The sequence below is a fragment of the Amycolatopsis eburnea genome, assembly GCF_003937945.1.
GTDB lineage: Bacteria > Actinomycetota > Actinomycetes > Mycobacteriales > Pseudonocardiaceae > Amycolatopsis > Amycolatopsis eburnea.
This window is the reverse complement of the sequence record NZ_RSEC01000036.1, coordinates 207,397-219,329: the sequence shown is the minus strand read 5'-3', so window position 1 is coordinate 219,329 and position 11,933 is coordinate 207,397. Positions and strand designations below refer to the sequence as shown.

Here is an 11,933-nt window from a genome sequence, read left to right as displayed (position 1 = left end):
CCGAGGAAAGAGTCCTGCTGCCGCCGCTGCAAGGCTGTGACATCGAACAGCGCAGCGCGGCGGTGGCGCCCAATACCGGAGGACCACACCGCAATGGCCAAACTGATCGCGTTCGACGAGGACGCCCGCCGCGGTCTCGAGCGCGGCTTGAACACCCTCGCCGAAGCCGTCAAGGTGACCCTCGGCCCGCGGGGCCGGAACGTCGTGCTCGAAAAGAAGTGGGGCGCGCCGACCATCACCAACGACGGTGTCTCCATCGCCAAGGAGATCGAGCTCGAGGACCCGTGGGAGAAGATCGGGGCCGAGCTCGTCAAGGAGGTCGCCAAGAAGACCGACGACGTCGCGGGTGACGGCACCACCACCGCCACCGTGCTCGCCCAGGCCCTCGTCCGCGAGGGGCTGCGCAACGTCGCCGCCGGCGCCGACCCCATCTCGCTCAAGCGTGGCATCGAGGCGGCCGTCGAGGCCGTCACCGAGCAGCTGCACAAGGCCGCCGTCCAGATCGAGACCAAGGAGCAGATCGCTGCCACCGCCTCGATCTCGGCCGCTGACCGCACCATCGGCGAGCTGATCGCCGAGGCGCTGGACAAGGTCGGCAAGGAAGGCGTCGTCACCGTCGAGGAGAGCAACACCTTCGGCCTCGAGCTCGAGCTCACCGAGGGCATGCGCTTCGACAAGGGCTACATCTCCGGTTACTTCGTGACCGACCCGGAGCGTCAGGAAGCCGAGCTCGAGGACCCGTACATCCTCCTCTTCGGCTCCAAGATCTCCACCGTCAAGGACGTGCTGCCGCTGCTGGAGAAGGTCATCCAGTCCGGCAAGCCGCTGCTGATCATCGCCGAGGACGTCGAGGGCGAGGCCCTGGCCACCCTCATCGTCAACAAGATGCGCGGCACCTTCAAGTCCGTCGCCGTCAAGGCCCCGGGCTTCGGTGACCGCCGCAAGGCGATCCTGCAGGACATCGCGATCCTGACCGGTGGCCAGGTCATCTCCGAGGACGTCGGCCTCAAGCTGGAGAACGCGGACCTGTCCCTGCTGGGCAAGGCCCGCAAGGCCGTCATCACCAAGGACGAGACGACCATCGTCGAGGGTGCGGGCGACGCCGACCAGATCCAGGGTCGCGTCAACCAGATCCGCGCCGAGATCGAGAACTCGGACTCGGACTACGACCGCGAGAAGCTGCAGGAGCGGCTCGCGAAGCTGGCCGGCGGCGTGGCCGTCATCAAGGCCGGCGCCGCGACCGAGGTCGAGCTCAAGGAGCGCAAGCACCGCATCGAGGACGCGGTGCGCAACGCGAAGGCCGCCGTGGAAGAGGGCATCGTCGCCGGTGGTGGCGTGGCCCTGATCCAGGCCGCCGAAGCCGCGTTCGCGGGCCTGAAGCTCGAGGGCGACGAGGCCACCGGTGCCAACATCGTCAAGGTGGCCGTCGAGGCCCCGCTCAAGCAGATCGCGATCAACGCCGGCCTCGAGGGCGGCGTCGTGGTGGAGAAGGTCAAGGGCCTGCCGCAGGGTCACGGCCTCAACGCCGCCACGGGTGTCTACGAGGACCTGCTCGCCGCCGGCGTGCCGGACCCGACGAAGGTCACCCGCTCCGCGCTGCAGAACGCCGCTTCCATCGCGGCGCTGTTCCTGACCACCGAGGCCGTCGTGGCGGACAAGCCGGAGAAGGCTTCGGCCGCTCCCGCCGACCCGTCCGGTGGCATGGGTGGCATGGACTTCTGAGTTCGGCCGCTTGACGGGAAAAGCCCGGTCCGCTTCGGCGGGCCGGGCTTTTCTCATGGCTTCGTGAAGAACCAGACGGCGTACGCACCCAAGATGACGACGCCGAGGGCGAGCACCCCGAGGCCCCCGAGCCAGGCGGTGCTCGCCTCTTCCGCTTCCAGCGCGACGACGATCGCCCCGATCCCGGTGAGCAGGATCCAGATCGCCAGCCCCGCGGCGGTGTAGAGCACGGTCTTGGTGACCGTCGTGCTGCCGGTGTCGTTGAACGCGAGCGCGAAGAACGCGGCGAAGGCGGTCAGCCCCAGCCCCGCGATCAGGTAAAGCCCGCCGAGGATCCCGACGACGACCTTCGCGGCCGTTCTGCTCCCTTGATCCACGAACGCGGACCCTAACCCCTCGAACGGGATCCGCGCGTTCCTTTTGCGCCGCCCGGCCTACCGTGCTCAGCCGAACGCACCCCCGGCGGGCACCGGTTCCCCCTGCGAACCGGCGCCCGCCACCGTCAGGAGTCCTCTTCCGGCGTCAGGATGGCGGCGGCGATGTAGATCGGGATCGCGATGCCGACCGAGAGGAACACGGCGGCGACCAGGCCGATGCGCAGCACGTTGGCGTCGATGCCGAGGTAGGTGGACCAGCCGCCGCAGACGCCGGTGAGCATCTTGTCGGACTTGCTGCGGCGGAGCTTCTTGGTGGGGGCGTACACGCTGTTCGTCATGGCTCAATACTGGCTCGCGGGCCACCCTGACCACATCGGGAACGGCCCGGACCCCGACCCTGAACTTCGGGCTCAGGGAAAACCACGTGCTCCCGACGGTGGGCGCCCGGTACAACTGCGGACCATGAAGCACGACACCCCGGAGTTCGCCGCCATCGCCGAGCGGGGCACGATCCTGCGCTGCCAGGTCGGGTCCGGGCTGCACGGCACCGCCGTCGACGGTCAGGACGACCGCGACGAAATGGGCCTGTGCGTCGAGCCCGCCGAATACGTCAGCGGGCTTCGGCGGTTCGAGCAGTACGTCTTCCGCACCCAGCCCGAAGGCGTGCGGTCCGGGCCTGGCGACCTCGACCTCATCGTCTACTCGCTGCGCAAGTGGATGCGGCTCGCCCTCACCGGGAACCCGACCGTCCTGCTGCCGCTTTACGTACCGGACAACGAGATCGTGCGGATCACCGAGCTCGGTCGCGAGTTGCGCGCCAACGCCGCGAAGATCGTGTCGCGGCAGGCCGGGCTGCGGTTCGCCGGCTACCTGCGGACCCAGCGGCAGCGCATGCTCGACGGCGCCACCAAGGTCAACCGCCCGGAGCTCATCGAGAAGTACGGCTTCGACACCAAGTACGCCATGCACATGGTGCGCCTCGGTGTGCAGGGCGTCGAACTGCTCGAGACCGGCCGGATGACGCTGCCGATCGCCGAACCCTGGCTGAGCTGGCTGCGTGAGCTGCGCCGGGGCAAGCACACGCAGGACGAAGCCCTCGAGGCCGCCGCCGAGCTGGAAGACCGGCTCGGCCGGCTGGTCCGGGGCGCTTCACCCCTGCCGGACGAACCGGACCGCGACTGGGCCGACCGCTGGCTCGTACGGGCCTACGCCTCGGCCTGGCAGGCGGCGTGACTCACGACAACCCGCGTACCCGCGCCAGCCGGGCTTCCCATGCAGCCTGGACGTCCGGCGTGGCCGGGTACGCGTCCGCGGGCTCCGGCGCCTGGCGCGGCACCGGCAGGTAACCGTCCACAGGGGACAGTGAATCGGCGCAGACATCTCCTCGCAGCAACGAAATCGTGCCCAGCCCGCAAGCGAAGTCCAGTTCCGGGAGTGCGCCCGCGAGCGCCAGGCCCGCCGCGAGACCGATGCTCGTCTCCACCGCCGACGACACCACGCACGGCAGCCCGCACGCCTCCGCGACCTCCAGCGCGCGCCGCACGCCGCCGAGCGGCGCCACCTTCAGGACCGCGATGTCCGCCGCGCCGGCGACCGCCACCTTGAGCGGGTCTTCCGCGCGGCGGATCGACTCGTCGGCGGCGATCCGGACGCCCACCCGGCGGCGCACCGCGGCCAGGTCGTCGATCGTCGGGCACGGCTGCTCCGCGTACTCCAGCCCGTCCGCTGCCTTGTCGAGGTCGGTGATCGCGCGGACCGCGGTGTCGACGTCCCAGGCCATGTTGGCGTCGACGCGGAGCGCGCCGTCGGGGCCGAGCGCGTCGCGGACCGCCTCGACCCGCGCGCAGTCGTCCGCCAGGGAGACGCGCGGGTCCGCGACCTTCACCTTCGCCGTGCGGCAGCCGGACGCGCGCACCAGCTCGTACGCCTGCTCCGGCGGGACCACCGGGACGGTCGTGTTCACCTCGACCCGGTCGCGGACCGGGGCCGGCCAGCCGGTCTCACTCGCTTCCAGCGCCGCACCCAGCCAGGGCACGCTCTCGGCGTCGGAGTAGTCGGCGAACGGGCAGAACTCGCCCCAGCCCGCCGGGCCGTGCAGCAGGACGCCTTCACGGACGGTGATGCCGCGGAACCGGGTGCGCAGGGGAATCGCGTAGACCTTCATCAGGCCCGATCATGCCACCGTCCCAGGATCGGCGAACGGATGCAGAACCGCGCATCCGGAGGAGAGAATGACCCCGTGGTCCTCGATTTCCGCGTGCTGGGTCCGGCCGAGGTCACGGCCGACGGCCGCCCGGTACCGCTCGGGGGCAGCCGGCCGCTGATCGTGCTGGCCGGCCTTCTGCTGCGCGCGAACCGGGTCGTGCCGGTCGACGAGCTGGGCCGCTGGCTGTGGGACGACGACCGCCGCCGCTCCAAGGGCGCGCTCCAGACGTACGTGCTGCGCCTGCGCCGGGCGCTGGGCGACCAGGTCGCGATCCGCACCGAAAGCGGCGGTTACCTGATCGAGCTCGACGACGGGCTGCTCGACCTGTCCCGGTTCCGCGCGCTCGCCGCCCGCGGCAAGGCCGCGCACGACCGGGGCGAGAGCCGCCAGGCGGCCGCGCACTTCGCCGAGGCGCTCGAACAGTGGCGCGGGCCCGCGCTGCTCAACGTCGAGTCGGACGCGCTCCACCGCGACGAAGCCGGCCAGCTGGCCGAAGAGCGGCTGCGCGTGCGCGAACAGTGGGCGGACGCGCTGCTCGAAGTCGGCGAGTACGGCACCGTCATCCCCGAGCTGACCCGGCTGACCAGGGAAAACCCACTGCGGGAGCGGCTGCACGAGCAGCTGATGGCCGCGTTGTACCGGTCGGGCCGCCAGGCCGACGCGCTCGCCGTGTACGGCCGGATCAGCGGGGTGCTGGCCGACGAGCTCGGGCTCGACCCCGGGCCGGCGCTGCAGCGCACCCGGCAGGCGATCCTCACCGGCGCCGACGAGCCCGCGCGGCTGGCGCGCTACCGGCTCGGCGCCGAACCGCAGGTGCCGCACCAGCTGCCCGCCGACCTGCGCACCTTCTCCGGGCGCGAAGGCGACCTCAAGGCGTTGCACGCGCTGCTGCCGGAGGCGGTCGACGCCGGCGCGTCCACGCCGATCGCGTCCGTCGAAGGCATGGGCGGCGTGGGCAAGACGACGCTGGCCGTGCACTTCGCGCACGAGATCGCCGACCGGTTCCCGGGCGGGCAGGTCTACCTCAACCTGCGCGGCTACGGCCCAGGCGAACCGGTCGAACCGGCGGCGGCGCTGGAGGCGATGCTCACCGCGCTCGGGGTGCCGTGCGACGCGATCCCGGCCGACCTCGACGGCCGCGCGGCGAGCTGGCGGACGCACACCGCGGGACGGCGGCTGCTGGTCCTGCTCGACAACGCCAACCGCACCGAGCAGGTGCGCCCGCTGCTGCCCGGCCCGGGCTGCCTGGTCGTGGTCACCAGCCGCTGGCAGCTGCGCGGGCTGGTCGCGACGCACGGCGCGCGGCGGATCGCGCTGGAGGAGCTCGGCGAGGAGGACGCCGTCGAGCTGCTCGCGGCGACGATCGGCGTCGAGCGGGTGGCCCGCGACCCGGCGGCGGCCGAACGGTTCGTGCGCTACTGCGGCGGGCTGCCGCTGGCCATCCGGATCCTCGCGGTGCGGGCGGCCCAGTTCCCCGACCTGGCGCTCGACGAGTTCGCCGGCTCGCTGGCCGGCGACCTGCTCGGCTCGTTCGACCTCGCCGACGGCGAAGGGACGAACATCCGCTCGGTGTTTTCGTACTCCTACCAGGCACTGGAGCCGCGGGCGGCGCGGCTGCTGCGGCTGCTCGGCCTGACCACCGGCGCCGACTTCACCGCCCCCGCGGCGGCCGCGCTCGCCGGCCTGGACCTCACGACGGCCCGCGCGGACCTCGAGACGCTGGCGTCCGCGCACCTGCTCGCCCGGCCGCGCCCGGGCCGCTACCAGTTCCACGACTTGATCCGGGCCTACGCCGGCGAAGTCGCTTCGCAGGTCGATTCGGCTTCGCAGCGAGCCGATGCTCTGGACCGGCTGCTGAACTGGTACCTGGCGTCGGCCCTCGACGCATCCCGCCGGATGCGGCCGGAGCGCTACTACCGGCTGCTGGAGCTCGACGACCTCGACGGCGGTCTCGCCTTCGGTTCCCACCACGAGGCACTGGACTGGTTCGTCGAAGAGTCCGGCAACCTCATCGCCGCGGTGCACCTGGCGCGGCGCCTCGGCCGCGACGACGTCTGCTGGAAGCTCGCCTGGCTGCTGCAGAGCTACTTCGTGACGCGCTCGCGGCTCGACGACTGGCGTTCGGTGTTCGCGGTGGCGCTCGAAGCGGCGCGAGCCAGTGGCCACCGCCCCGGCGAGGCGGGGATCTTGAGCGGCCTCGGCGTCGTCGACGGCGTCGCCCGGCGGTACGCGGAGTCGCGGCGCTACCTGGAGCAAGTGCTGGCGATCCAGCGCGAGCTCGGCTCGCGGGAGGGCGAGGCGCGGGCGCAGTACAACCTGGCGCTGGCGTCGCACAACCTCGACGAGTACGCCTCGGCGTACGAGCACGGCAAGCAGGCCCTGGAGATCGTCCGCGAGCTGGGGATGGGCCAGTTCGAAGCGAGCGTGCTGCGCGCGCTCGGCGACGTCTGCACGTCGATGGGCGACCACGAGCAGGCCCTGCGCCTGGCGGACGCGGCGCTGGCCGTGGTCGGCCCGGACGGCCGCCCGGTCGACACCCGGTTCACCCAGCACACGCGCGGCCTCGCCCTGATCGGCCTCGGCCGGTTCGACGAGGGCATTGCCTGCATCCGCGACTCGGTCGCGATGTTCTTCGAGATGGGCGAGCAGTACGAAGCCGCGGACGTCCTGGCCCAGCTGGGCACCATCTATTCGCGGTACGGCGAGGAGGCATTGGCCCGCGAGTGCTGGGTCAGATCGGTCCGGCTGCTGACGGAACTCGGCCACCCCGACGCGGACGACGTCCGGGCCAAACTGGCGGCACTGGTCAGCGCGGGCGCCTGAAAGACGTGCGGCGGACCGCCCGCGTGCCGACCCCCAGCGACAGCACGCAAGCCGGTCCGCCTGCCCGACGAGTCAAGCGGACCCCGCTCACTGTCCACTCACTGCCCACGCGTCCCGAGCAGCTCGGCGAGGCATTCGGCGTTGCGCGGAGCCTCCACTTTGACGTCGTTGTCGAAGTAGACGTGCACGTCCCGCCGCCCGCCGTCGTGCCAGGCCCGGATCTTGTCGGCCCAGGTGCGCAAGGCTTGGTCCGAGTAGCCGCTGACGTAGAGCTCCTCGTCGCCGTGCAGCCGGACGTAGCTGAAGTCCGCGGTCTGCTCTTCGAGGAACGGCCACTTGCCCGCGGTGTCGGCGACGACGAGCGCGACGTCGTGCTCCCGCAGCAGCTGCGTCGCCGCGGGCTGGGCGAAGCTGGGGTGCCGCACTTCGAGCGCGTGTTTCAGTGGTCTTTTCGGGCCGCTTTCGAGGTAGGGATCGCCTTTGAGCTTGTCGTCGTGCTTCTTGGCCAGCTCGGCGGCTTCGGTGGTGGTCCGGGGTAGGAGCGCGAAGAAGTTCGCGAGCCGATCCGGGTCGAACGCGAGCCGCGGTGGCAGCTGCCAGAGGAACGGGCCCAGCTTCGCACCGAGCGCGAGGACACCGGAGGCGTAGAAGTTCGCGAGCGCGGTTTCGACGTCGCGAAGCTGCTTCATGTGCGTGATGAAGCGGCCGCCTTTGACGGCGAAGAGGAAGCCCGCGGGCGTCTCGTCGAACCAGGCGCGGTACCGCTCGGGGCGCTGGAGCGAGTAGAAGGAGCCGTTGATCTCGACGGCGTTCATCCGCCGCGAGAGGTATTCGAGCTCCCGCCGTTGCGCGAGCCCGTGCGGGTAGAAAACGCCACGCCAGGGCGGATAGCGCCAACCCGATGTCCCGATCCGGATTTCGGCGATCGCCGTCACCGCCTTTCCGTTCCCGCGGAAGGTGATTCCCGTTCGGCGGCGGGTCGAAACTCGGTGCCTGCCGGACTGGTGGGCCGCGGGGTGGGACAAGTGACCTGAGTTTGGGGACGGGCGTCTCAAGGGGCCTTTGAAGCGTTTGCTCATAGCACCGCCGGGTGGTTGGAGTTGGTTGGCTGGGTTCGGTTTCGGTCGCCGGGGCGGGGGAAGTGGGCTTGCTTCGCTGGCTGGGGTGGTCGCCTTGGCGACTTTGCCGTGGTCGCTGGGCCCGCTGCCCCGCCCGGCGCCGCCGGACGATCCGCGCCGCCGCCGCGCCCGGCCAGCGCTGCCGCGCCGCCCGAACGGCGCGTCGCCCTGGTCGGGCCTGCGTCGCCGGATTGCGCCGCCGCGCTGTGCGGCTCGTGCTGCCGGACTGGAGTCGCTGCGGCCCGCGCTGCCGCGCCGCCCTGGCCGGGCCTGCGTCGCCGGATCGCGTCGCCGCGTCGTGCGGCTCGTGGCGCCGGACTCGAATCGCCGCCCGGCCCGGACCGGCCGACCTCCCCGGGATCCCTTGCCCGCGATCGATCCCCGCTACGCCCAGGAAAACCTCCAATGCCGAGACTGCACCAACCCCGACGCGTACTCCCTCAAATTCCCCGGCTGCCCGGCGAACGTCGGCAAGCTGAACGCCCGGTGCTCCGCCGCCACCGTCAACGCTCGGGCCTGGTTCCGGGGCGGCGCCGACACCGACAACTCGATCGCGTCGAAGCCCAGTACCACCAGCGTCGCGCCGAAGCGGTCCTCCCAGCTGCGCAGCACCGCCGACAGTTCGGCCACCTGGTCCGTGCACTTGATCATCCCCGTCCAGCCCAGCAGCGCCGGGATGTCGGCGGGGCGCTCGGTCTGGACCAGGCCCAGGCGGTGCGGGGCCCGGGTGGCCAGGATCGAACCCGTGTTGCCCGCTTCCGCCAGCGGGTCCGACTTGCGGGGGCTGCGCTTCGCCAGCCCGGGGAAGCGGGCGCCGAACGGGCGGAGGCAGGCGCCGTCGCAGCAGGAGGTGTCCCACCAGCGGGACAGGGCCGCCGCCGGGTCGGCGGACGCCACCCGGTGGCCGGCCGGGGCCAGGCGGCCGCGGTCGTCGATCCAGTCCTCGCCGTTCGCCGCGAAGCGCTGGTCGTGGGGGATCAGCACCGGCCACAGGCCGGACCGCTCGAACTCGGCCACGCAGCCGAGGAAGCGTTCCGGCCGGCTCAAGGGCAGGTCGGACACCCACAGCCGGCCGTGCCACGACCCCGGTGGCAGGGTCTGGACCGGCGGCGCGGGCGTACCGGGGCGGAGCGGTGCGATCGTCATGGACGTCCCCTCGAACTTGTGTTCGGCTACTGCATCTCGAACAGTAGTTCGAGGGTCCGACAATTTCCAGCGTTCGACCCGCTCATCCGTTCGAGTGAATCCACAAATCCGCAGGTCAGAAGCCTGACCGGGACGCAAGTGGTGGAAGTTGCTGCTGTGACGATTCGCTGGGCCGAAGGGGTGGCCGGGCTAGGCTGCTCCCGTGAACGAGGGGGAACTCCTGGCGTGGTGTGTGGTCGCGAACGTGCTCGCCGAGACGACGCACGGTGAAGGCGGGCAAGACGTCCAGCGCGGCCTGAAGCACTTCGCGCCGGGAGCGAAGGTGTGGGTGCTGCCGCCGCAGTGGGGCGATGGCGGGGAAAGCGTGGTCGTCCTCGGGCGCCACCGCGGCCGGGGCCGGGGGCGGCTCGCCCGGCTGGTCGTCGGGCGCCACCACCTCGAGGACTTCCGGGTGCGCGGGGTCTACAGCCCCGCCGTCCTCCGGGACCTGCGCCTGCCGCTGGACGACCGGGCGATGCGCTTGTGGGAGTCCGAGGACGAAGCCCGGCGAACGGCCGAGTGGTGGAACCGGATGCGCGCGGCCCAGTCGGGCGTGCGACGGCCGCAGGCGCGTGGCCGGCTGGTCGAGCTCCTCGCGCTGCTCGCCGAGGCGCGTTCCAACCTGCCATGGGCGGCGGCGGAGCTGGCCGGAGTGGCCGACGGCGTGCTTCGCGACGAGCGCGAAGCCGCCGCGGTCGAGCGGGTCCTGGCGCAGCTGGCCACCGACGGGACCGCAGCCTCGGCGGCCGCCGAGGCGCGAGCGCTGCTCGAGAAGCCCGCTTAGAGCGGCCGGAGCAGGTCGTCGGCGTCGACGATGTGGTAGGCGTACCCCTGCTCCGCGAGGAACCGCTGCCGGTGCGCCGCGTACTCCGTGTCGACCGTGTCGCGCGAGACGATCGAATAGAAGTGCGCCTGCCTGCCGTCGCCCTTGGGGCGCAGCAACCGGCCGAGGCGCTGGGCTTCCTCCTGCCGTGAGCCGAACGTGCCCGAGATCTGGATCGCCACCGACGCCTCGGGCAGGTCGATCGAGAAGTTCGCGACCTTCGACACCACGAGCGTCCGGATCTCGCCCCGGCGGAACTTGTCGAACAGCTCCTCGCGCTCCTTGTTGCGGGTCGCGCCCTGGATGACCGGCGCGTCGAGCTCGTCGCCGAGCATCTCCAGCTGGTCGAGGTAGGCGCCGATCACCAGCGTCGGCTCGCCGGTGTGCTTCGCCACGATGGACTTGATCACCGGGGTCTTGGTCAGCGCCGTCGCGGCCAGCTTGTACCGCTCGTCGGCCTCGGCCGTCGCGTACTCGAGGCGTTCGGCGTCGGTCAGCGTCACGCGGACTTCGGTGCACTCCGCCGGCGCGATCCAGCCCTGCGCCTCGATGTCGCGCCACGGCACGTCGTAGCGCTTCGGCCCGATCAGCGAGAAGACGTCGCCCTCGCGGCCGTCCTCGCGCACCAGCGTCGCGGTCAGGCCCAGCCGTCGCCGGGACTGCAGGTCGGCCGTCATCCGGAACACCGGCGCGGGCAGCAGGTGGACCTCGTCGTAGACGACCAGGCCCCAGTCGCGCGAGTCGAACAGCTCCAGGTGCTTGTACTCGCCCTTGGTCTTGCGGGTGATCACCTGGTAGGTCGCGATGGTGACCGGCCGGATCTCCTTCTTCTCGCCGGAGTACTCGCCGATCTCCTCCTCGGTCAGCGACGTCCGCGCGATCAGCTCGCGCTTCCACTGCCGCCCGGCGACCGTGTTCGTCACCAGGATCAACGTCGTGGCCGCGGCCTTCGCCATGGCCGCCGCGCCGACCATCGTCTTGCCCGCGCCGCACGGCAGCACGACGACGCCGGAGCCGCCCGCCCAGAACGCCTCCGCGGCCTGGCGCTGGTAGTCGCGCAGCTGCCAGTCCGTTTCCTCGAGCGCGATCGGGTGCGCTTCGCCGTCGACGTACCCGGCGAGGTCCTCGGCAGGCCAGCCGACCTTCAGCAGCGCCTGCTTGAGCCGCCCGCGTTCGGACGGGTGCACGACGACGGTGTCTTCGTCGATCCGCGCCCCGAGCATCGGGCTGATCTTCTTGTTCCGGACCACCTCGGCCAGCACCGCGCGGTCGGTGGTCGACATGACCAGCCCGTGCGCCGGGTGGTTGGCGATCTGCAGCCTGCCGAACCGGCCCATGACATCGACGACGTCGATCAGCAGCGGCTGCGGCACCGGGAAGCGCGAGTACGTCGTCAGCGCGTCGACGACCTGCTCGGCGTCGTGGCCGGCGGCGCGCGCGTTCCACAACGCCAGCGGCGTGATCCGGTAGGTGTGCACGTGTTCCGGCGCCCGTTCGAGCTCGGCGAACGGCGCGATGGCGATCCGCGCGTCATCGGCCTGGGGGTGGTCGACCTCCAGGAGCACGGTCTTGTCGGACTGGACGATCAGCGGGCCATCAGTCACAACTACTGTTATACGTGCCTCGCTCGCGGCCGGCGTCGATGGGACGAGGTGCCGAGGGGATCACTGGAGGGCACG

10 protein-coding genes are annotated in these 11,933 nt (G+C 71.5%); 4 read left to right on the top strand and 6 right to left on the bottom strand.

Translation table 11 applies throughout. From position 1 onward, the window contains the following. The first annotated feature begins 93 nt into the window (after positions 1–93). Positions 94–1,722, top strand: a complete 1,629-nt coding sequence (gene groL / locus EIY87_RS13540) for a chaperonin GroEL (protein ID WP_086857657.1) — start codon at positions 94–96, stop codon at positions 1,720–1,722. A 53-nt stretch (positions 1,723–1,775) separates the two neighbouring features. On the opposite strand, the gene EIY87_RS13535 is transcribed toward groL, so the two are convergent. Next, positions 1,776–2,099 (bottom strand): hypothetical protein, encoded by a 324-nt coding sequence (locus EIY87_RS13535; protein ID WP_125308050.1) that lies wholly within the window; start codon positions 2,097–2,099, stop codon positions 1,776–1,778. A 125-nt stretch (positions 2,100–2,224) separates the two neighbouring features. Next, positions 2,225–2,437, bottom strand: a complete 213-nt coding sequence (locus tag EIY87_RS13530; RefSeq protein WP_125308049.1) for a PspC domain-containing protein — start codon at positions 2,435–2,437, stop codon at positions 2,225–2,227. A 124-nt stretch (positions 2,438–2,561) separates the two neighbouring features. On the opposite strand from EIY87_RS13530, the gene EIY87_RS13525 reads away from it, so the two are divergent. Further along, positions 2,562–3,332, top strand: a complete 771-nt coding sequence (locus EIY87_RS13525) for a nucleotidyltransferase domain-containing protein (RefSeq protein WP_125308048.1) — start codon at positions 2,562–2,564, stop codon at positions 3,330–3,332. Between the two features lies 1 nt (position 3,333). Here EIY87_RS13525 and EIY87_RS13520 read toward each other — a convergent pair whose 3' ends face one another. Beyond that, a complete protein-coding gene (locus EIY87_RS13520) occupies positions 3,334–4,263 on the bottom strand; it encodes an o-succinylbenzoate synthase (protein ID WP_125308047.1) in 930 nt (309 codons plus the stop codon). Positions 4,264–4,338: 75 nt separating this feature from the next. Between EIY87_RS13520 and EIY87_RS13515 the strand changes: the two genes are divergently transcribed. After that, a complete protein-coding gene (locus EIY87_RS13515) occupies positions 4,339–7,128 on the top strand; it encodes an AfsR/SARP family transcriptional regulator (protein ID WP_125308046.1) in 2,790 nt (929 codons plus the stop codon). Between the two features lie 98 nt (positions 7,129–7,226). On the opposite strand, the gene EIY87_RS13510 is transcribed toward EIY87_RS13515, so the two are convergent. Next, positions 7,227–8,063 carry a DUF72 domain-containing protein gene (locus tag EIY87_RS13510; RefSeq protein ID WP_125308045.1) on the bottom strand — a complete coding sequence of 279 codons (837 nt, stop codon included), beginning with the start codon at positions 8,061–8,063 and terminating at the stop codon, positions 7,227–7,229. A 567-nt stretch (positions 8,064–8,630) separates the two neighbouring features. Next, positions 8,631–9,392 carry a DUF4253 domain-containing protein gene (locus EIY87_RS13505; protein ID WP_125308044.1) on the bottom strand — a complete coding sequence of 254 codons (762 nt, stop codon included), beginning with the start codon at positions 9,390–9,392 and terminating at the stop codon, positions 8,631–8,633. 202 nt (positions 9,393–9,594) lie between these two features. Here EIY87_RS13505 and EIY87_RS13500 point away from each other — a divergent pair, with 202 nt between their 5' ends. Next, positions 9,595–10,215: a hypothetical protein gene (locus EIY87_RS13500; RefSeq protein ID WP_125308043.1), complete on the top strand. Its 621-nt coding sequence runs from the start codon at positions 9,595–9,597 to the stop codon at positions 10,213–10,215. On the opposite strand, the gene EIY87_RS13495 is transcribed toward EIY87_RS13500, so the two are convergent. Next, positions 10,212–11,858: a DNA repair helicase XPB gene (locus tag EIY87_RS13495; RefSeq protein ID WP_125308042.1), complete on the bottom strand. Its 1,647-nt coding sequence runs from the start codon at positions 11,856–11,858 to the stop codon at positions 10,212–10,214. The genes EIY87_RS13500 and EIY87_RS13495 overlap by 4 nt on opposite strands. Positions 11,859–11,933 lie beyond the last annotated feature (75 nt).

Excerpts from the sequence above, each read along its gene's own strand:
- EIY87_RS13505 (WP_125308044.1), bottom strand. The coding sequence starts at position 9,392 with ATGACGATCGCACCGCTCCGCCCCGGTACGCCCGCGCCGCCGGTCCAG.
- groL (WP_086857657.1), top strand. The coding sequence starts at position 94 with ATGGCCAAACTGATCGCGTTCGACGAGGACGCCCGCCGCGGTCTCGAG.
- EIY87_RS13530 (WP_125308049.1), bottom strand. The coding sequence starts at position 2,437 with ATGACGAACAGCGTGTACGCCCCCACCAAGAAGCTCCGCCGCAGCAAG.
- EIY87_RS13525 (WP_125308048.1), top strand. The coding sequence starts at position 2,562 with ATGAAGCACGACACCCCGGAGTTCGCCGCCATCGCCGAGCGGGGCACG.
- EIY87_RS13520 (WP_125308047.1), bottom strand. The coding sequence starts at position 4,263 with ATGAAGGTCTACGCGATTCCCCTGCGCACCCGGTTCCGCGGCATCACC.